General features: G+C 70.2%; 13 protein-coding genes. 3 read left to right on the forward strand and 10 right to left on the reverse strand.

Features of this window, described 5'->3' with window-relative positions; genetic code table 11:
• Window positions 1-145: 145 nt before the first annotated feature.
• The 3 genes from obgE to rplU form a co-directional block, all read right to left on the reverse strand.
• On the reverse strand, window positions 146-1,582 hold the full coding sequence (gene obgE, locus ABZ154_RS32790) for a GTPase ObgE (RefSeq protein ID WP_356838005.1): 1,437 nt from the start codon (window positions 1,580-1,582) through the stop codon (window positions 146-148).
• A 145-nt stretch (window positions 1,583-1,727) separates the two neighbouring features.
• On the reverse strand, window positions 1,728-1,985 hold the full coding sequence (gene rpmA, locus ABZ154_RS32795) for a 50S ribosomal protein L27 (protein WP_015608479.1): 258 nt from the start codon (window positions 1,983-1,985) through the stop codon (window positions 1,728-1,730).
• Window positions 1,986-1,999: 14 nt separating this feature from the next.
• Window positions 2,000-2,320, reverse strand: a complete 321-nt coding sequence (rplU, locus tag ABZ154_RS32800) for a 50S ribosomal protein L21 (protein ID WP_003969204.1) — start codon at window positions 2,318-2,320, stop codon at window positions 2,000-2,002.
• A 292-nt stretch (window positions 2,321-2,612) separates the two neighbouring features.
• Between rplU and ABZ154_RS32805 the strand changes: the two genes are divergently transcribed.
• The 3 genes from ABZ154_RS32805 (at window position 2,613) to ABZ154_RS32815 (ending at window position 5,662) form a co-directional block, all read left to right on the forward strand.
• A complete protein-coding gene (locus ABZ154_RS32805; RefSeq protein ID WP_356838006.1) occupies window positions 2,613-3,215 on the forward strand; it encodes an acyltransferase in 603 nt (200 codons plus the stop codon).
• 403 nt (window positions 3,216-3,618) lie between these two features.
• Window positions 3,619-4,005 carry a hypothetical protein gene (locus ABZ154_RS32810; protein WP_356838007.1) on the forward strand — a complete coding sequence of 129 codons (387 nt, stop codon included), beginning with the start codon at window positions 3,619-3,621 and terminating at the stop codon, window positions 4,003-4,005.
• A 478-nt stretch (window positions 4,006-4,483) separates the two neighbouring features.
• Window positions 4,484-5,662, forward strand: a complete 1,179-nt coding sequence (locus ABZ154_RS32815) for an acyltransferase (RefSeq protein ID WP_356838008.1) — start codon at window positions 4,484-4,486, stop codon at window positions 5,660-5,662.
• A 6-nt stretch (window positions 5,663-5,668) separates the two neighbouring features.
• Here the strand turns inward: ABZ154_RS32815 and ABZ154_RS32820 are convergent, their stop codons facing one another.
• The 7 genes from ABZ154_RS32820 to ABZ154_RS32850 all read right to left on the reverse strand — a co-directional run bounded on the left by ABZ154_RS32820 (window position 5,669) and on the right by ABZ154_RS32850 (window position 18,224).
• Entirely contained in the window at window positions 5,669-6,955 is a 1,287-nt protein-coding gene (locus ABZ154_RS32820; protein ID WP_356838009.1) for a nucleotide sugar dehydrogenase, read from the reverse strand.
• Window positions 6,952-8,601, reverse strand: coding sequence for a glycosyltransferase (locus ABZ154_RS32825; protein WP_356838010.1), 1,650 nt, complete (start codon window positions 8,599-8,601; stop codon window positions 6,952-6,954). The genes ABZ154_RS32820 and ABZ154_RS32825 overlap by 4 nt, the downstream gene beginning before the upstream one ends.
• Complete coding sequence (locus ABZ154_RS32830) at window positions 8,598-10,208, reverse strand: glycosyltransferase family 4 protein (RefSeq protein ID WP_356838011.1); 1,611 nt, start codon at window positions 10,206-10,208, stop codon at window positions 8,598-8,600. The genes ABZ154_RS32825 and ABZ154_RS32830 overlap by 4 nt, the downstream gene beginning before the upstream one ends.
• On the reverse strand, window positions 10,205-12,799 hold the full coding sequence (locus tag ABZ154_RS32835; RefSeq protein ID WP_356838012.1) for a glycosyltransferase: 2,595 nt from the start codon (window positions 12,797-12,799) through the stop codon (window positions 10,205-10,207). The genes ABZ154_RS32830 and ABZ154_RS32835 overlap by 4 nt, the downstream gene beginning before the upstream one ends.
• A gap of 115 nt (window positions 12,800-12,914) precedes the next feature.
• Window positions 12,915-13,925, reverse strand: coding sequence for a Gfo/Idh/MocA family oxidoreductase (locus ABZ154_RS32840; protein ID WP_356838013.1), 1,011 nt, complete (start codon window positions 13,923-13,925; stop codon window positions 12,915-12,917).
• Entirely contained in the window at window positions 13,922-15,040 is a 1,119-nt protein-coding gene (locus tag ABZ154_RS32845; protein ID WP_356838014.1) for a DegT/DnrJ/EryC1/StrS family aminotransferase, read from the reverse strand. Before ABZ154_RS32845 ends, ABZ154_RS32840 begins: the two co-directional genes overlap by 4 nt.
• 331 nt (window positions 15,041-15,371) lie before the next feature.
• Window positions 15,372-18,224, reverse strand: a complete 2,853-nt coding sequence (locus ABZ154_RS32850) for an Rne/Rng family ribonuclease (RefSeq protein ID WP_356838015.1) — start codon at window positions 18,222-18,224, stop codon at window positions 15,372-15,374.
• Window positions 18,225-18,595: the final 371 nt, after the last annotated feature.

Below are 18,595 nucleotides of genomic sequence, written 5' to 3' on the forward strand. Positions count from 1 at the left end.
ACCACACTTTACAAGAATAAGACGACATTGTCTTTTTTTCATTTTTTTTATGTTGTTAAGTCTTGTGATCTTCCGTTCTGGACTCCATATGGAGTCCAGCCGTCCGGTCGTGGAGCCGGCAGGCCCTGGAAGGGGCCGTCCCGTCCTAGAAGGGGTCGAACTCGTCGTACTCCTTCTCCGCGTCGTCGCGCTCGGAGTCACGGTCCCGGCGGCGCTGCGCCGCGGGGCGCGGCTCCTCCAGGCGGTGGTCCTCGCCGCGGCGGCCGAGCATCTCGGCGCCGGCCGTCACGGTCGGCTCCCAGTCGAAGACGACCGCGTTCTCCTCGGGTCCGATCGCCACACCGTCGCCGGCCCGGGCGCCCGCCTTCATCAGGGAGTCCTCGACGCCGAGGCGGTTGAGCCGGTCCGCGAGGTAGCCGACGGCCTCGTCGTTGTTGAAGTCGGTCTGGCGCACCCAGCGCTCGGGCTTCTCGCCGCGCACCCGGTAGATGCCCTGGTCGTCCAGGGTGACGGTGAAGCCCGCGTCGTCGACGGCCTTGGGACGGATGACGATGCGGGTCGCCTCCTCCTTCGGCTTGGCGGCACGCGCCTCGGCGATGATCCCGCCGAGCGCGTAGGAGAGCTCGTTGAGACCCTTGTGCGCGATCGCGGAGACCTCGAAGACGCGGTAGCCGCGGGCCTCCAGGTCGGGGCGGATCATGTCGGCGAGGTCCTGGCCGTCCGGGATGTCGATCTTGTTCAGGGCGACGATGCGGGGCCGGTCGTCCAGGCCGCCGTAGAGCCGCAGCTCCTCCTCGATCATGTCGAGGTCGGAGACGGGGTCACGGTCGGACTCCAGCGTCGCGGTGTCCAGGACGTGCACGAGCACCGAGCAGCGCTCGACGTGGCGGAGGAACTCCAGGCCGAGGCCCTTGCCCTGGCTGGCACCGGGGATGAGGCCCGGGACGTCGGCGACGGTGTAGACGGTCGAACCGGCGGTGACGACGCCGAGGTTCGGGACGAGCGTGGTGAAGGGGTAGTCCGCGATCTTCGGCTTGGCCGCGGAGAGCACCGAGATCAGCGAGGACTTGCCCGCGCTCGGGTACCCCACGAGGGCCACGTCGGCGACGGTCTTGAGCTCCAGGACGATGTCCCGGCTCTCCCCCGGCTCACCGAGCAGCGCGAAACCGGGCGCCTTGCGGCGGGCGGAGGCCAGCGCCGCGTTACCGAGGCCGCCGCGGCCGCCCTGGCCGGCGATGAAGGTGGTGCCCTGGCCGACGAGGTCGGCGAGCACGTTCCCGGCCTTGTCGAGGACGACGGTGCCGTCGGGCACGGGCAGGACCATGTCCTGGCCGTCCTTGCCGGACCGGTTGTCACCGGCGCCGGGCTGGCCGTTGGTGGCCTTGCGGTGAGGGCTGTGGTGGTAGTCCAGCAGCGTGGTCACGGACTGCTCGACGACGAGGATCACATCGCCGCCCCGTCCGCCGTTGCCCCCGTCGGGGCCGCCCAGCGGCTTGAACTTCTCACGGTGTACGGAGGCGCAGCCGTGGCCTCCGTTACCCGCGGCGGCATGCAGCTCGACGCGGTCCACGAAGGTGGTCATGGTTGGTGCCTCCAGGTACTGCAGGGAAATACGGAATTGTCTTTGTCGTAACACGCCGAGGGCGGACCCGCTTCCCCGTTCGCCGGGAAAGCTGAGATCCGCCCTCGGAAGGTGCTGTGTGACGTTCTGCGCGCGTCGGGAAAACTCAGACGGCGAGCGGAACGATGTTCACGACCTTGCGGCCACGGTGCGTACCGAACTCCACCGCACCGGCGGTCAGCGCGAACAGCGTGTCGTCGCCGCCACGGCCGACGCCCGTGCCCGGGTGGAAGTGGGTGCCACGCTGGCGGACCAGGATCTCACCGGCGTTGACGGCCTGACCGCCGAAGCGCTTCACGCCGAGCCGCTGAGCATTGGAATCGCGCCCGTTCCGAGTGGACGATGCGCCCTTCTTGTGTGCCATGTGTTCTCAGTCCCTTACTTCGCAGCCGCGGGGATACCGGTGACCTTGATCGCCGTGTACTGCTGGCGGTGACCCTGGCGACGGCGGTAGCCGGTCTTGTTCTTGTAGCGAAGGATGTCGATCTTCGCGCCCTTGTGGTGGTCCACGATCTCAGCCGTGACCTTGATGCCGTCCAGCACCCACGGGTCGCTGGTGACCGCGTCACCGTCGACAACGAGCAGGGTCGAGAGCTCGACCGTGTCGCCAACCTTGGCAGTGGAAATCTTGTCAACCTCAACGATGTCGCCGACAGCTACCTTGTGCTGGCGACCACCGCTGCGCACGATGGCGTACACGCGGATCTCTCTCTCGCTCGGAACGGATCCCCTGATGCCAGCCGCTCGCACGGGCCGGGGCCCGGGGCGATCCGGAAGGATGAGCGGCCTCTCCTGGCGGACGGCGCGAACACCGACCGTTACCGGGAGGGATGTGCTCAGGGGTAGGCGCGTATGGAAAACACACCGAGGGTCAAGGTTACGGGGCCGGGGTGTGGGGGTCAAACCGGGGTGGCGGCCCGTTGTGGCTCCCCCGGAGCCGCGGCCACACCTATGCTTTCCGGGCCAGTCAGCTCTCCGGAAGGCACGCACCGTGAACTACAGGGTCCAGCCCACCGCCCAGGTCGACGAGAGCGCCGAGATCGGTGCCGGCAGCAGCATCTGGGAGCTGGCGCAGATCCGTGAGGGCGCGAAGCTCGGCGAGGGCTGTGTCGTCGGACGCGGTGCCTACGTCGGCAGCGGCGTCCGCATCGGCGACAACGTCAAGCTGCAGAACTTCGCCCTCGTCTACGAGCCCGCCGAGCTCGGCGACGGTGTCTTCGTCGGCCCGGCGGTGGTCCTCACCAACGACCAGTACCCGCGCTCGGTGGACCCCGACGGCAAGCAGAAGCGCGGCGGCGACTGGGAGGCCGTGGGCGTCAAGGTCGCCGAGGGCGCGTCGCTCGGTGCGCGGTCCGTCTGTGTCGCGCCGGTACGGATCGGCCGGTGGGCGATGGTCGCGGCGGGCGCCGTGGTGACCAAGGACGTCCCGGACTTCGCCCTGGTCGTCGGCGTACCGGCCCGGCGGATCGGCTGGGTCGGCCGCAGCGGCGTGCGCCTGGTGGCCCGCGAGGGTGAGCCGGATGTGTGGGAGTGCCCGCGGAGCGGGGCGGTGTACGAGGAGGAGGCCGGGGTCCTCAGGGAGCGCGCAGCGTAGGCCCTCGGGGCCGGGGGGTACGCGCCGGCAGCCGGCGCCACCGTGTCGCGATCATCGAGCCGGCGTAGATCGTTCGGAGCCGGGTGAGGATGCGGCTCGAAGGGCGGGAGACGTGCAGCTGGGAGATTCGGTGGCGCGTTCCGGATGACGCCCGCCCGCTGCCCCATCTGCCCTTGAGACCGTTGTCACGAACCAGAGAATTCAGAATCCGGCCTTCCGCCCTCGCCTTCCGCAGGGGAAGAGTTGCATCATTTTTCGGCCCCTAGCGGATAACTGCTACTAGCCGGTCGCAGAATGGGAAACTACGATCACGGATATGGAACCCTGGCCACCTCTAGACCGAGGTGGCCATCGGCTGGAGATCGACCGCTGAATTGCGGGGACGAATCTCTCTATCGGGGGCATGATGAAGATCACCAAGAGCCGTATAGTCTTGCGCACTCTCCTGGTCGCTGCCGCGCTTGGTGCGGTAACCGGAACCACTCTTTCCGCACCGGCTCAGGCCCAGACGCCGAACCACGCCCAGGCCGCGGCTTCCTGCAACAGCACCCGGGTGTGCTTCATCGCCGTCGACGGCTCCATCAGGAATCTTGATCCTGATGCCATCTTCCCCAAGTGCAGCAGCGGCCTCAGGCTGGTTTGGGAGAACATCGACAAGGCCAGAAACCGGTCGAACCGGGCCCTCAGCGTGTACGCCGCAAACGGGGCACCGTTGAGCAGGCTCGACCCGGGAGAGACCATCGACTACAACGCCAACGCTCGGTACTCGTTCTGCATCTGGGGGCTGTAGTCCGGGACCCGCCCCAGGACCACGGAGTCCTGGAGGCAATTACCCCAAGGGATAATCAGAAATACGCCCGTTTCTGCGGGAAGAAGCCCTTCAGGCCAGCCTGAAGGGCTTTCTGGCAATGAGCTGATTTCAACATGCCGGAGGTGTCCGTCGGTCGGTCGGCTCTGGTACGCGAGGCGATCGATGTCCTGGACGGCACCCTGCTGCCGATCGACCGGATCGCCGCCGACATCCCCGTACCACTCCGGTAAGCACAGGCATCACGGCCTGCACCTGCGGCCCACATCGCCGCCAGCCCGCCTGAGCCCGGGCCCCCGGGATCACACCATGCCCCGGCTGACTGGCTACCACCGGCTCAACCACCGTCACGAGCGAAGCCCTGGCGGCAGCCCTGTGCTGCTATAAGTGATGCGTCCGCCTCACCACACAGGACACGGTCCTGGTGGGGTACCTCTCCGAGCGAGCCGAACGAGGCCCCATGAGCCAGACCGAGGTAGAGGCTGCCGACGGCCCGTCCGTGTCCGAAAAGGTCGGGCGTCCGGCCCCCGACCCGACGACCGCACCGCGGCTCTACGCACTGGACGCCCTGCGCGTGATGGCCGCGCTGAGCGTCCTCGCCTTTCACTACACCGGGGTGGATGCTGCGACCGAGGCCAACTGGGGAGTGAACCCCCGGGAGCTGTTCCCGTGGCTGTTCCCCGTGACCTCGTACGGTTCGTACGGGGTGCAGCTCTTCTTCCTGATCAGCGGCTTCGTCATCTGCCTGTCGGCCTGGGACCGCAGCCCCGCCCAGTTCGTCAGGGCCCGCTTCCTACGGCTCTTCCCCGCCTACTGGTTCTCGGCGCTCGCGGCTTTCGCGGTCTGGCGGGCCTTGCCCGACGGGTCACGTACCGGGCCGAGCATCAGTGAGTCGCTGACGAATCTGACCATGCTCCAGGTCCCGCTCTCCGCCCAGCACCTGGTGGGCGCCTACTGGACCCTGTGGGTGGAGCTCACGTTCTATCTGGTCTTCCTCCTGGTGATCTGGAGGGGACTCGACTACCGGCGCGTCTCGGTCTTCTGCTGGCTGTGGCTCCTGGCGAGCGTCCTCGTGCAGCAGCCGGGCAACCAGGTGCCGATCCTCGGGATCTTCGCGCAGCCGCTGAACACCGCACTGTTCGTCAGCGGGATCGCGATGTACCTGATGTACCGCTTCGGACCCGACCTCCAGCTGTGGGGGCTGCTGGCCGCCGGCTGGCTGGTGATGCAGAGCGACCTGGTCCAGCACGCCGACGGCCTCAGGCACGACCGGGGCATGGACCGCGACCCGTACATCGCGCTGGCACTGGTCACCGTCTTCTACCTGCTGGTGCTTGCCGTCGCCCTGCACAAGTCGGACCGTGTCGGGGGTCGCTGGTTCGCCACCGCCGGAGCTCTGGTCTATCCGCTCTACCTGCTGCACGAGGAGCTCGGCTGGGCCGTGATCCGCAGCGTGTACGGAAGGCTGGGCGCCTGGCCGACTCTGCTCCTCACCGTCACGCTGATGATTCTGGCGGCCTGGCTGCTCCACCGTTTGGTCGAGCGACCGTCCCAGCGGTGGCTGCGGGCCCGGCTGGCCCGGGAGGACCGGGCGGACCGGGCGGACCGGGCGGACCGGGCGGACCGCAGGACACCGTAGGACCTGTCAACCGCCGATGACGACGCGCCGTACGCCGGCCCACTTCGCCGGGTCCGTCGTGCGGCGGCCGTCGACCAGGACGCGGACGTCCGGCAGGTCGGCCGCGGCGAGCTCGCGGTACTCGGCGTGGTCGGCCTGGAGGATCGCCGCGGTGACGGCCTGGTGGCTGTCGTGCGGGACGAGACCGAGGGCGGTCAGCTCCTGAGGGGTGTACAGGGGGTCCGAGACGAAGGGCACGGCGCCCCGCGCCTTGAGGGCCTCGACGACCCCGAAGACGCCGGAGAACGCGGTCTCCTTGACGCCCCCGCGGTAGGCGGCGCCCAGCACCAGGACCCCGACGCCGTCCAGGTCGCCGTAGGCGGCGGCCAGCAGGTCGACGGCGTACGAGGGCATCGCGACGTTCGCCTCGCGGGCCGCGCGCACGACGGTGGCCTCGGGGTCGTTCCACAGGTACATCCGCGGGTAGATCGGGATGCAGTGGCCGCCGACGGCGATGCCGGGCTGGTGGATGTGGCTGTAGGGCTGGCTGTTGCAGGCCTCGATGACCTTCTTGACGTCGATGTCGTTCCGGTCGGCGAACCGGGCGAACTGGTTGGCCAGGCCGATGTTGACGTCCCGGTAGGTGGTCTCGGCGAGCTTCGCCAGCTCGGAGGCCTCCGCCGTACCGAGGTCCCAGACGCCGTTGGGGCGGGGCAGGTCCTCGCGCTCGTCGAAGTCGAGCACGGCCTCGTAGAAGGCGACGCCCGCCGCGGCGGACGCCTCGTCGATGCCGCCGACGAGCTTGGGGTAGCGGCGCAGGTCGGCGAAGACCCGGCCGGTCAGCACCCGCTCCGGGGAGAAGACCAGGTGGAAGTCCTCGCCCGGGGTGAGGCCGGAGCCCTCGGCCAGCATCGGCGCCCAGCGCGTACGGGTCGTGCCGACGGGCAGCGTGGTCTCGTAGCTGACCAGGGTGCCGGGCTTCAGGCCCGCCGCGATGGCCTTGGTGGCGGCGTCCATCCAGCCGAAGTCCGGGGTGCCCTCGGCGTCCACGAAGAGCGGGACGACGACCACGACGGCGTCGGACGCGGCGACGGCGGCCGTGGTGTCCGTCGTCGCGGAGAGCAGGCCGGCGCCCACCGTCTCCTGGAGCTTGACGCCGAGGTCGTGCTCACCGGGGAACGGCTCGGTGGCCGCGTTGACCAGCTCGACGACCTTCTCGTTGACGTCCGCGCCGATGACCCGGTGGCCCTTGGCGGCGAACTGCACGGCGAGCGGAAGCCCGATCTTGCCGAGCGCGACTACACAGATGTTCATCTGGACACTTTCCTCTTCAGCCGGGACAGCTTCCGCTTCACCCCGGACAGCGTTCGGCGCAGCCGTGTGCCCAGGTCGGGCCTGGGTTCCCACAGCGGGGCCGTCGTGATCACGAGCCGCCCCTTCGCGTTCGGGTTCGCCGAGACCCGGTAGGGGGTGGTGCTCCCCCACCGGCGGGCCAGCGGCATCGGCAGGCCGCCGGTTGGGACCGGGATCTCGTACGTGGTGCCCGCGACGTCGACGTAGACGCGTACGCCCCGCTTGGCCCGGATCCGGTCGACCGGGATGCGGGCGCTCAGCAGGGTGCCGGTGCCGTCGTCGGCGGGCTCCCGGGTGAGCTCGCCGACCGCCTCCGGGCGCTCGGCGTCCTTGGGCAGCTTGCGGGCGCCGGGCTTGTCGGCGCTCTTCGGCAGGGCGCCCTGGGCGAGAGCGACGACGGCCGAGGATGTGTCGCCGGTGACACCGGTGCGTACCTTCAGAGCGAGGGTGAGATCCTCCCCGTCCTGCTCCCAGGCGGCCGACTCCAGCTTCGTACCGGAGGCGAGCCTGCCGGAGACCGTCTCACGTGCCTCGTACCACCGGTCGTCGAGACCGATCGCGGCGTCCCGGAAGCCCGGGTAGGGCGCGAAGGCACGGTCCCCTTCCAGCAGGAAGGGCGGAGCTCCGTACTCCGCCTCGTCCGCGATGGCGCGGGTGAGCTCCGCCACGGCGCCGCGCTGGGCGAGGCCGAGGCGGACCCGTCTCTTCACGCCGGTCGCGTCGCGCAGGGCGTCGGTGAAGTAGGCGTCCTGGAGGGCCGCCAGCCCCGCGCAGATCTCCTGCCGCGTTTCGAGGGGAAGCGAGGGGAAGTCGTCGAGCATGAGCTTGGACAGCTCCCACTCGAAGTGCCGCTTGAGGACGGCGTCGCGGTGGGGCCCGGCCGGAATGAGTCCGGCCGTGTGGTCCATGATCTTGGCCGTGCACCGGAGCCGGTCCACATGATTGGCCCGGTAGGTGATGTTGCTCGCGTCGCCGCGCTTGACCGCGTAGTAGCACGTGTAGTCGCCGAGCACCGAGATCTTGCGGGCTCGGACGCAGGCCTCGATGGTGAACGGCTGGTCGCTGCCGACCGGCATGTCCTCCGGGAACCGCAGCTGGTACTTCTCCACCAGCTCGCGGCGGAAGAGCTTGGTGTTGGCGAGGGTGAACGGGAGGCTCGACGCGTACAGGCTTACGTCCGGGGAGGTCTCCGCGTAGAGCTTCTGGTGAACGTAGCGGCCGTTGGTGCCCACCATCTTGCCGACCACCACATCCGAGTCGTGCTCGTCGGCGTAGGCGACCATCCGCTCCAGGGCCTCGTCACCCAGGTAGTCGTCGGAGCCGATGAAGTAGACGAAACGGCCGGTGGCGACGTCGAGCGCCCGGTTGCTCGGCGTAGCCGGGCCACCGGAGTTCTCCTGGTGGAGAACCTTGACGACGCCGGGGTAGCGCTCCGCGAACCGGTCGAGTTCGGCACCGCTGTCGTCCGTCGAGCCGTCGTCGACCGCCACGATCTCCAGGCGGTCGAGTCCGATGCTCTGCCGGACCAGGGAGCTCAGGCACTCCGTCAGGTAGGGCATCGTGTTGTAGACCGCGATGACGACGCTGACGTCGGGGGTGGTACTCATCCTCTGGAGCCCGCCTTCTTCACGTCGGAGAGCAGTCTCGTGTAGAGGCCGTCCAGCACCTCTGCCTGGGCCTGCCAGGTCCAGGTGTCCAGCATCCCCGGCCTGTCGTAGGCCGCGGTGTAGCGGTCCGGGTCGGTGAGGACCTGCTTGATCGCCCGCGCCAGGTCCGGGACGTCCTCGGCGACACAGACCTCCCCCTGTCCGGTGGTACGGACCACCTCGGACATGGTCTTCACGTCGCTGACCACCAGGGGCAGCCGGGCATGCGCATACTCGAAGAACTTGGTGATCAGGGCGATCTCGTGGTTCGGCCAGTGGTGGATCGGGATGCAGCCCACATCCGCGGCCGACAGGAAGCGGACCACCTGCCAGTGCGGGACGTACGGCACGACGTGCAGCCGGTCGCCCGCCCCGAGCTCCTCGGCCCTCGCCTGGAGACCCTTGATGTACGCGGCCGCGGGCCGGGGGACGACCAGAGCCATGTGCACCCCGTCGAGCGCGGGCAGCGCCTCGACCATGTCGCCGAGACCACGCTGCGGGCCGGGCGATCCGCTGTAGACGGCCAGCGGGACGTCCGGGCCGATGCCGCACAGCTCACGGAGATCGGGGACCGGCTCGGTCTCCTCGCCCTCGCGCGGCTCGACGGGGGCGTCCGGTGCGTTCAGGACGACCGTGGGCCGTTCCGTGAGCCCGTGCCGCTCGCGCAGGAGGTCACCGAGCCCCTCGGAGACCGTGACGACGGCGTCGGCGAAGGGGGCGTATTCGGTCTCGTGTGCCGTGTTACCCGGGATCCAGTGGGCGTTGTCCTCCCACGGGCGCACGCCGGGCAGGAACTCGTGAGCGTCCCACACCAGCTTGACCTGGCGCCCCTTGGCCCGCGCCCGTATCGCGGCGCGGGCACCCACCCCGAGCATCCGGAAGTCGTTGGCGTGGATGAGGTCGGGCTCGAGGGCGTCGATCTCCTTGCCGTACGTCAGCTCGTAGTCCCAGAGGACGGGTTCGAGCCTGCGCCAGGCCCGCTTGCCCTTCGCCGCCTTCCAGAACGCGGTGAACGCGCGGTCCAGGGGGCCGTGCAGCGCGCGCCCGGCGCGCTGCGCCTTCGCCGTCTGGTCCGAGCGGAAGGCGACCCAGCGCTGCACGATCCGGGAGACCGGTCCGGCGACGGTCAGGCGGGCCTTCTCGGACTTGCGGAACAGCGGGGAGCCCACGGCCCGCGGAGCCACCTTGAGCGCCGCGCGCCGGGTCGCGACATCGGCCCGCCACGCCTTCACCCACTGCCGCCGGTAGGCCGCGAGGGGGCCCGGCGGGTAGGCCAGCGGGCGGCGCAACGGGGAGCGGTGCCGCTCGGCGTGCCGCTTGGCCAGCGGAGTCTTCAGGGGCAGCAGCCGTACGTGTGCGTCCCCGAGCTTCCAGCTGCGCCCGCTGCCGCTGCGTACCAGGCCGAGCAGGGTGACGTCCCAGCCGGCCGCGGCCATGGATTCCGCGGCCTTCTGCACCCGGGAGTCGCCGTCGACCTTGTTGTCGACCAGCATGACGACCCGGCCCTTGCCGGACCCGCCGTCCGACCTCTCCTGCGCTTCCATCGACAGCCTTTCCGGACCGTTCACTTCAGGAATCCACCCAGCACCTGGGCGGTCCAGGTTCCGTCATGGTAGGTGTGGGCGAACTCGACCGACGCCTTCCCGATGGCGGCGGCACCCTCCCGGTCCGCCAACAGGGTGCCCAGCACATCGCGGAGGGTGTCGGGGGTGGCGTTGACGATGGGCAGCCTGCCTTGCGTGGCCGTCCTCACCGTCTCGCTGATGTAGCCGACCACGGGTTTGCCCGCCGCCATCGCCTCCACCGCGAAGGTGCCGTAACTGCCCGTGGTGAACTGGTCCAGGACCAGGTCCGCCGACCTCACCAGCTCCCGCATCTCGCTCCAGGGGATCCCCTCTGCGAGCCGGAAGTCGATCACCCCCTGGTCGTGGAGCTCCGTCAGTACCGGCATGATCCGGTCCGTGCCCTTGGTCCACCGCTTGGAGGGGGCGTGCAGCACGATGGGCCGCTTCCGCTCCATCACCGGCCGGTCGTCAGCCCAGGAGGCCACGTCGACGACCAAGGGCGCCCACCGGGCGGTCGGCAGATCCTCGAGCAGGTCGGGGGTGGTGACGAAGAGGGGCAGCCCGCTCCTCTCGGCGATCCTGCGGTTGTTGCGGGCCTTCGTCCGGAGCTTCGCCGCGATTCCCTCGGGGGCGTCGCGGAACAGGGAGAACTCGTGACGCTCCAGGTGGCGGTCCGGATCCCGGATCTCACTGCCGTGGGCCAGCAGAGCCACCTTGATCCGTGCCGTGCGGAGCGCGGCGAGATCACCCTCGATCGAGGTGCCGTTGAGTTGGCCGAAGAGCGGCTGGAAGGCGTCGACCAGCACATGCGTGTAGCGGCCGATGACCCTCTTGACCTGGTCCAGCTGTACGTCGAGTTTCGCGAGACCCGCCGCATCGATGTAGACGTCGGCGGGGTAGTCGAACGACTGCGGAAGCTGGTTCATGACGACCTCGGCCGAGACGTCCGGGTTGGCCTGAGTGACCGCCTGGGCGAATGCGGCGCCCTGCCCGGCATAGTTGGCGGGGCCGAGGCCGAGCTTGACCGGGGTCGGCCCGAGCTTCCGCCAGGCCGGTTCGCCGCCTTCCCTCGGAACCTTCACCGGGCTGTTGAGTCCGGGCGTCTCCTGCACGGTCCACGGCACGTCCGCGAGCGGGCCGGGCGGCGCCGTCTTCGACAGCGAGCGGTAGAGCTCCAGCAGGGCGGCGCTCTGCTGCTCCCAGGAGAGGTCCTTGAGCACCTCCTCGGTGATGTTCTCGGCCAGCTCCCGGCGCCTGCTCAGTGCGTCCCGGGCGGCGGCCACGAAGGTCTTCGGGTCGTCCCAGGTGAAGACCGTGCCAAGCTTCTCCTCCTCGACGAAGGCCTTGATGACCCGCACGTCACTGGTGACCAGCGGGAGGCCGGCCTGCAGATACTCGGCGACCTTCGTGGGCAGGGAGACCTCGCAGTTGGGCACCCGCCGGAACGGGGTGAGACCCACGTCCGCAGAGGAGAGGTAGTCGGGCACCTCGTGCTGGAGCACGTAGGGCACGAGGTGGATGCGGTCGCGCACGCCGAGCGACTGTGCCGTCTCCAGCAGCTCCTCCAGCAACGGCGTGACCCGGCTGGACACGATCGCCAGGTGGACCCCGGGCAGCTCCGGCAGACCGTCGATGACAGCGTCCAGTCCGCGCTCGGGGCCGAGCCAGCCGGAATAGACCATCAGGGGTACGTCGGGATCCAGGCCGCAGGCCCTGCGGACGGACAGGCCGGCCCTGCCGGCGCCGATCACCTCACGCACCGGGGAGTTGCCCACCACCACGGGCGGGCGGGCGAGCTCGTGGTCGGTGGTGAGGAGTTCGGCGAGCTGGCTGGAGACCGTGACCACCGCATCGGCGCGGCCGATGAACTCGGTCTCGACGGCGGGGAACGCGTAGGCCTGCCGGCGGCTGGGCCACTCGACGCCCCGGACGTACTCATGCGCGTCGTAGATCCAGGCACACCGGTTTCCGGCCGCCCGCAGCCGTGCCGCGCTGCGGGCGGCGGTGGCGATCGTGGTCGCGTCGTTGGCGTGGATGACGTCCGGCTTGAGCTTTTCCAGCTCCGGGCCGAAGGCCAGGTCGATGTCGACCAGCTGCGGCCAGTCACGGCGCCAGTCACGGACCGGAGCGGGGTCCTTGGGCGTCCGGTTGTGACGCTCCTCCCAGTTGAACGCGCGCACGCGCAGCCGGTGGACGGCGCGGCGGGCTCGCAGCACGGTCTTCAGGGACGCCTTCCGGGGCCCTTTCGCCCAGGCCGACTCCGCGGACTTCTCGCGGACCCAGGCACGGTGCAATGCCTTGTACCGGCTCAGCTCGCCCTGGTCCCGAATGCCGAACTGCGTTACGGAACCGAGCAGCGGACGCGCTCTGCGCCCATGGACCGAGCGCTTGAACTCCGTGGTCACGGGCACCTTGATCACGTCGATCGGGCCCATTCGGGAGCGCTCGACCCGCTTGGTGGCGCTCCTCCCGATCAAGGTGACCTCCCACCCGTCCCGGGCCGCTGCGACGGCTGTCTTCTGCACCCGGGAGTCTCCCGTGACACCGTTCGCGACGATCACTGCGAGCCGCGGGCGGCGGGCAGGCGGTTCCATTACGTGCTTCCTCCAGTGAGAACAGGCGGGCCCGAGTGGGCTCGGTGAAGTCGCCCGCCCGGAACATCAGCGGGGTGTGCCGCGTCATCGGACAGCCGGCCTGTCGTGTCGGGTCTCAGGCTGTGGTGTTCATCTCGTCGGGCCGTACGGTCACGCCCCGGTTCGCCGACTCGATGACCGCGGCGGCCACCTCGACCGTACTCAGCCCCTGGCGCAAGGTGCAGATATCGGCGGGCTTGCCCTGCACAACGTCGCGGAAGAGTTCGTGCTCGACGAGGAGCGGCTCGCGCTTGGGGATGGCGTAGCGGATCATGTCGCCCTCGGATACCCCGCGGAAAGCGCGCAACGCCTCCCATTCGGTGGCGACCGCGGCGTTGGAGTGGAAGGTGAGGTCGGCGGTGAGGGTGTCGGCGATGAAGCAGCCGCGCTCCCCGGTGACCGAGGTGAACCGCTCCTTGAGCGGGCTCAGCCAGTTGACCAGGTGGTTGGCCATCGTGCCGTCGGAGAGCTGGCCGACGGCGGAGACCATGTCCTCGTGCTGGCGGCCCGACTTGGAGACGGTGTGGGCGGCGATCGAGGTGTACGTCTGGCCGGTGACCCAGCCCGTCAGGTCGATGTCGTGCGTGGCGAGGTCCTTGACCACGCCGACGTCGGCGATCCGGTGCGGGAAGGGGCCCTGGCGGCGGGTGACGACCTGGTAGACGTCGCCCAGCTCACCGGCCTCCAGGCGGGCGCGGAGCGAGAGCAGGGCCGGGTTGCAGCGCTCGATGTGGCCGACGGCAGCGACCAGGTCACGGGACTCGAACGCCTCGACGAGGCGGCGGGCGCCCTCGACGGTGTCCGCGAGCGGCTTCTCGATCAGGGCGCAGACACCGGCGTCGGCGAGTTGAAGGCCGACCTTCTCGTGCAGGCCGGTGGGGCAGGCCACGACGGCGTAGTCGACACCGAGGGCGAGGAGCTCGTCGACGGTGGACAGGACGGGGGCGCCCTGCGCCCAGCCGTTCCGGTCGCCCGCCGGCTCGACGACACCGGCCAGCTCGACGCCTTCCAGGCCGGCGAGGATCCGGGCGTGGTTGCGGCCCATGGAGCCGAGGCCGATGAGCCCGGCCTTCAGTACGGCGGTCACAGATTCTCCCCCAGGGAGTTCACGGCGGTCACGATGCGCTCCAGGTCGTTCCGGGTGAGCGAGGGGTGCACGGGCAGCGAGACGACCTCGGCCGCGGCCTTCTCGGTCTCCGGCAGCTCCCAGGTGCGGCCCGCCTTCTGGTCCGGCTCCCAGTAGGGCTTGAGGCGGTGGATCGGCGTCGGGTAGTAGACCGCGTTGCCGACGCCCGCCTCGGTGAGCCTGGCCATCGCGGCGTCCCGGTCGCCCCGGATCCGCACGGTGTACTGGTGGTAGACGTGTCGGGCGCCCTGCGCCACCGGCGGCGTGGTGACGGCCGGGGCGGTGATGTGGGCGTCGAAATACGCGGCGTTGGCGCGGCGCTGCTCGGTCCACTCCTCGACCTTCGCGAGCTGGACCCGGCCGATCGCGGCGGAGACGTCGGTCATCCGCATGTTGGCGCCGACGATCTCGTTGGCGTACCGCTGCTCCATGCCCTGGTTGCGCAGGAGGCGCAGCGTACGGGCCAGTTGGGCGTCGGCCGTGGTGACCATGCCGCCTTCGAGGGCGTGCATGTTCTTGGTCGGGTAGAAGCTGAAGGTGCCGCCCGCCCCGAACGCGCCGACCGGGGTGCCGTTCAGCGCCGCCGCGTGGGCCTGGCAGGCGTCCTCGACCACGGCGATCTTGTGCTGGTCGGCGATCGGCATGAGCTTGTCCATCGCCGCCGGGTGGCCGTAGAGGTGGACCGGCATGATCGCGGCGGTGCGCGGCGTGATCGCGGCTTCGACGGCAGCCGGGTCGAGACCGAAGCCGCCCGGCTCGATGTCGGCGAAGACCACGTCGGCGCCGGTGAGGCGGACCGCGTTGGCGGAGGCCGCGAAGGAGAACGAGGGGACGATCACCTCGTCACCGGGGCCGATCCCCAGGGCCAGGAGCAGCAGCTGGAGGGCCGAGGTGCCCGAGTTGACCGCGATGCAGTGCCGCCCGTCGACCAGGCGCGAGAAGCCCTCCTCGAACGCCGCGACCTCGGGTCCCTGCACGACCCGGCCGCTGCGCAGTACGCGTACGGCGGCCTCGATCTCGTCTTCCCCGATGACGGGACGGGCAGCGGGAATCGGCTGCTCGTTGATGCTCGTCATGGACGTCCTCCTTGAACACCGCAAGAGCTCGTTACCGGGCAGAATTGTGGGGTGCGGGACGTCTTACGAGGCCGCGCGAAACGCCACCGGCACGATGCCGACGCCCTGCCGGGGAATCCGGTCCGGTCCGTGGGTCTCCGAACCGGTCACCAATTGTAGTTTCTGCGAAGAACTCTGACAGCCCAACAGCCGCCATCACATTATCAGGGATTTCACAACTGATTTCGGAAGCGTTAACCACCTTTGCATCAGTTCTGGAACAAAGCCCGTGGCCCGCCCCGAAAGTAACGGGACGGGCCACGGAAAATGAACAACCGATTGCCGGGAATCGTCAGCCGGCTGACGCCTCACCGTCGGTGGACGACGTCGAAGCGGTCACGGAAGGCGACGACTGCTCGGCGGCGACGGTCTTCTTCGTCGTCTTCTTCGCGGCCGTCTTCGCCGTCGTCTTCTTCGCGGCGGTCTTCTTGGCGGCCGTCTTCTTGGCCACCGCCTTCTTCGCCGGAGCCTTCTTGGCGGCGGCCTTGCGGGCCGTCTTCTTCGCCACGGGCGCCTCATCCGGCTCACCGGACGCGGGGGCCTCGGCCTCCGGGGCCTTCGGCTCGGGCGCCGACTCGACGACGAGGACCGCCGCCTCCTGGGCGCCCGTGGGCGAACCCGCCGGAGCGGTGACCTTACGGGTCACCCGGCGGCGGGCCCGCGGCGGCGCGGCCTCCTGGGGAGCCTCGGCCACGGGGGCCTGCTCCTGGACGGGGGCCGGGGCCTCGGCGGGTGCCTCTACGACCGGGTCCTCGACGGCGACCGGGTCCGTGGCGGGCTCGGCCGGCTGCACGGGCTCCGCCGGCTCGGCCTGCTTCGGCGAACCCGCCGGGGCGGTGGCCTTACGGGTGGCGCGACGACGCGTACGGCCCTGGGGCGCGGCCTCGGCCACCTCGGCGGCTTGCTCGGCGACCGGGGCTTCCGGAGCCTTCGCCGGCTCGGGCGTGTCGAGGACCGGCTCGGCGGCCGGCTCCACGACCTGCTCGGGTACCGGCTCCGCCTCGATGACGGGAGCGGGCGCCTCGGTCCTCGGGGCACCGGCCGGGGCCGACGCCTTGCGGGACGCCCGACGGCGGCCACGGCCACGCCCTGCGGCCGCCTCGGCCTCGGCCGGGCTGCTGTAGAACTCCTCGTCCGCGGCCGGCTCCAGGTCCGCCAGGGACACCGGGGCGGCGACCTCGGCGGCCAGCTCGGCCTCGGACTCGGTCTCCACGGGCTCGGCCACGTGGTCGTCGTGGCCGTGGTCCTGCTCGTGACCGTGCTCGTGGTCCTGGCCCGCGCCGCCACGGCGCTTCTTGGACTTCTTGGAACCGCCGCCGCCACCGACGGACGTCGGCTGCTCCATGTGGACGATCACACCGCGCCCGTTGCAGTGGACACAGGTCTCGGAGAAGGACTCCAGCAGACCCTGGCCCACCCGCTTGCGGGTCATCTGGACCAGGCCGAGCGAGGTGACCTCGGCGACCTGGTGCTTGGTGCGGTCGCGGCCCAGGCACTCCAGGAGGCGCCGCAGGACGAGGTCCCGGTTGGACTCCAGCACCATGTCGATGAAGTCGACGACGACGATGCCGCCGAGGTCGCGCAGCCGCAGCTGGCGCACGATCTCCTCGGCCGCCTCCAGGTTGTTCCTGGTGACGGTCTCCTCCAGGTTGCCGCCCTGGCCGGTGAACTTTCCGGTGTTGACGTCGACGACGACCATCGCCTCGGTCTTGTCGATCACCAGCGAACCGCCGCTGGGCAGGTAGACCTTGCGGTCCAGCGCCTTCATCAGCTGCTCGTCGATGCGGTACGTCGCGAAGACGTCGACCTCGGACGTCCAGCGCGAGAGCCGCTCGGTGAGGTCGGGCGCCACGTGCGAGACGTACCCGTGGATGGTCTCCCACGCGTCGTCACCGCTGACGATGACCTTGGAGAAGTCCTCGTTGAAGATGTCGCGGACGACCCGGACGGTCATGTCCGGCTCGCCGTAGAGCAGCGTCGGCGCGTTGGAGCCGCTGGTGCCCTTCGCCTTCTTCTGGATCTCCTCCCACTGGCCCTGGAGCCGCTCGACGTCACGGCGCAGCTCGTCCTCGCTCGCGCCCTCGGCGGCGGTGCGCACGATGACGCCCGCGTCCTCGGGGACGATCTTCTTGAGGATCGTCTTCAGGCGGGAGCGCTCGGTGTCGGGCAGCTTGCGGCTGATCCCGGTCATCGAGCCCTCGGGCACGTAGACGAGGTAGCGGCCGGGCAGCGAGACCTGGCTGGTGAGGCGGGCGCCCTTGTGGCCGATCGGGTCCTTGGTCACCTGGACCAGGACCGACTGGCCGGACTTGAGCGCGGTCTCGATGCGGCGCGGCCCGTGGGCCATGCCGAGCGCCTCGAAGTTGACCTCACCGGCGTACAGGACGGCGTTGCGGCCCTTGCCGATGTCGACGAACGCGGCCTCCATGGAGGGCAGGACGTTCTGCACCTTGCCCAGGTAGACGTTGCCGACATAGCTGGTGGCCTGCTCCTTGTTGACGTAGTGCTCGACGAGCACGTTGTCCTCGAGGACGCCGATCTGGGTACGCTCGCCGCTCTGGCGGACGACCATCACGCGCTCGACGGCCTCGCGGCGGGCGAGGAACTCCGCCTCGGTGATGATCGGGACGCGGCGGCGGCCCTGCTCGCGGCCCTCGCGGCGGCGCTGCTTCTTCGCCTCCATACGGGTCGAGCCCTTGATGGACTGGACCTCGTCGAAGCCGGTGCCCGGCTCGCGCTCCTCCTTCTTGCGGGGCTCGCGGACCTTGACGACCGTACGCTCCGGGTCGTCCGTGCCGTTGTCGGCCTCGGGCCCGCCCTCACCGCTGCGGCGACGGCGGCGGCGACGGCGACGGCTGCTGCTCGAACCGGAGGCGGAGGAGTCGTTGTCGTCGTCCTCCTCGTCGTCGGCCTCCTGGACCTGGGCCGGCGCCCGGTCGTCCTCGGAGCGGGACGGCGCGGGCGCCTCGTCGGCGTGCTGCTCGGCCTCGTCCGTGTCGTTGGCCTCGCCACGGCGGCGACGGCGGCCACCGCGACGGCGGCGGCGCGAGGGGCGGTCGCCGTACTCGTCGGTGTCCTCGCCCTCGTGCTCGTCGGCCTCGGCCTCGGGGGCCTCCTCGGCGGGCTGCTCGGCGGGTGCCTCCACCGGGGCGGCGGTCTGCTCGGGCTGCTCGGCGGCCTCACCACGGCGGCGGCGACGGCGACGCGAGCCGCCCTGCGGCGCGGCCTCGGCGGGTGCGGGGGCCTGTGTGACCTCGGCGGTCTGCTCCTCGGCCTCGTCGACCTCGTCGTACGGGGAGGAGGAACCGGCCGCGGCAGCGGCGGCAGCCGTCTCGGGGGTCTGGAACATCGGCTCGGCGAAGACCGGGGCCTGGAACACGGCGACGGCGGGGCGCGTGGCGCGGCGGCCCTTGCGGGTCGGCTCCTCGGCCTTCGTGGTGAACTCGGGGCGGCCCGCGGCGGCGGTGGAGAAACGGGCCGCCGGAACATCCGCGTACTTCTACGTCGACACTCTGG

It is taken from the genome of Streptomyces sp. NPDC006261, assembly GCF_040613515.1.
Classification (GTDB): domain Bacteria; phylum Actinomycetota; class Actinomycetes; order Streptomycetales; family Streptomycetaceae; genus Streptomyces.